The 1,261-nt window shown below is 68.4% G+C and carries 1 protein-coding gene and 1 pseudogene; both read left to right on the top strand.

Going from position 1 to position 1,261, the window contains the following annotated elements; genetic code table 11:
* A pseudogene (locus ACT6Y9_RS11015) lies at positions 1–281 on the top strand (FAD-binding protein); the annotation flags it as partial.
* A gap of 183 nt (positions 282–464) precedes the next feature.
* A complete protein-coding gene (locus ACT6Y9_RS11010) occupies positions 465–1,181 on the top strand; it encodes a Crp/Fnr family transcriptional regulator (RefSeq protein ID WP_443744562.1) in 717 nt (238 codons plus the stop codon).
* The last annotated feature ends 80 nt before the right edge of the window (positions 1,182–1,261 follow it).

Raw genomic sequence — 1,261 nt, 5'->3', positions numbered from 1 at the left:
GTCAACAAGAAGGCTCAGCCGATGGGCACCGCGCCCTGGTACGTCTCGACGATGGTACCCAAGGTCCACCACTGCATGGGCGGGATCTACACCGACATGGAGGCGCACGCGCTCGACATCAGCACGGACAAGCCGATCCCGGGGCTCTTCGCCGCGGGCGAGGCGACGGGCGGCGAGCACGGCGCGGCGCGGTGCGCCTCGGCTCCTGCGCCGTCACCGACTGCCTCGTCTACGGGCGCATCGCGGGGAGGAACGCCGCGAAGAACGACTCGTGGAGCTGAAGTTCCGCGCTTGCGGAAGGCCGCCGTCGAGTCCAATGACGGCGTCCACCGCGCCTGATGGGGAAGCCGCCCGGGCGGCCTCTTTCTTTCGTCCGGGATCGGGAGGCGGCGGAGACTTCAAGTCCGCCCGCCGCCCCCGTATAGTTGAATGAAGCCCTCCTCGTCTCCTGCCGGATCTCCCGCATGCGCCGCATCTTCGAACAGCTCCCCTACTTCCTTCCGGCCGAGCCCGCGCCCTTTGCGCGGCTCTTCCTCACGAAAGGCGTGCGCCGCGTGATCGGGAAGGGAGAGCTCCTGAAGCGCGGCGGCGAGGCGCAGAAGCTCTTCTTCCTCGAATCGGGCCTCTGCGCCTACTACGCGGCCGAAGCGGAAAACCACCGTCCAACTATCCTCTCGGTGCTGCTCCCCGGCCGGGCGATGGGCGACCTCACGGCGAGCGTCGGCACGCGCTGCAACGTCTTCACGCGGGCGCTCGAGAAGAGCGTCGTGCGGGTGGTGCCGCCCTCCGTTCTTCAGGCGGCGCTCGCCGCCGACCCCGAGCTCGCGCAGCTCGAGATTCACTCCGTCATCGCCAAGGAGGAGTCGATCCTCGAAGGCATGACCGCGAACTTCATCCGGCCGCCCGCCGAGCGGATCGTGATCTGCGCGAAGGCCCTCTGCCGCGCCGGGCGGGTGAAGGCCGAAGACGGCTGGCACCGTCTTCCGATCGCGCTTTCGGCCGAACGGATCGGCGAGATCGTGAACCTCAACCGCGTCTCGGTTGCGCGCCAGCTCTCGCAGTGGATGAAGGAGGGGCACGTGCGCCGCGAGGGACGGCGCCTTCTCTTTTCCGAACCACTCTTTCTCGCCGTGGACGACTGGATCGAGAACCCCGTGCCCGCAACGGCGCTTCCCCTCTGACGCGCGGCCGGAGCATGCAGGGCTGCAGGGCAGGAGGCGCCCCCATGAAAACGGCCCCGAAGACGAAGAATCTCCGGAGC

Origin of the sequence: Sutterella sp., assembly GCF_052272535.1 — a bacterium.
Taxonomy (GTDB): Bacteria; Pseudomonadota; Gammaproteobacteria; order Burkholderiales; family Burkholderiaceae_F; genus Sutterella.
This window is presented reverse-complemented; position numbering and strand designations above follow the sequence as displayed.

What these genes read in the sequence shown, in the direction of transcription:
- ACT6Y9_RS11010 (WP_443744562.1), top strand. Translation starts at nt 465, where the DNA reads ATGCGCCGCATCTTCGAACAGCTCCCCTACTTCCTTCCGGCCGAGCCC.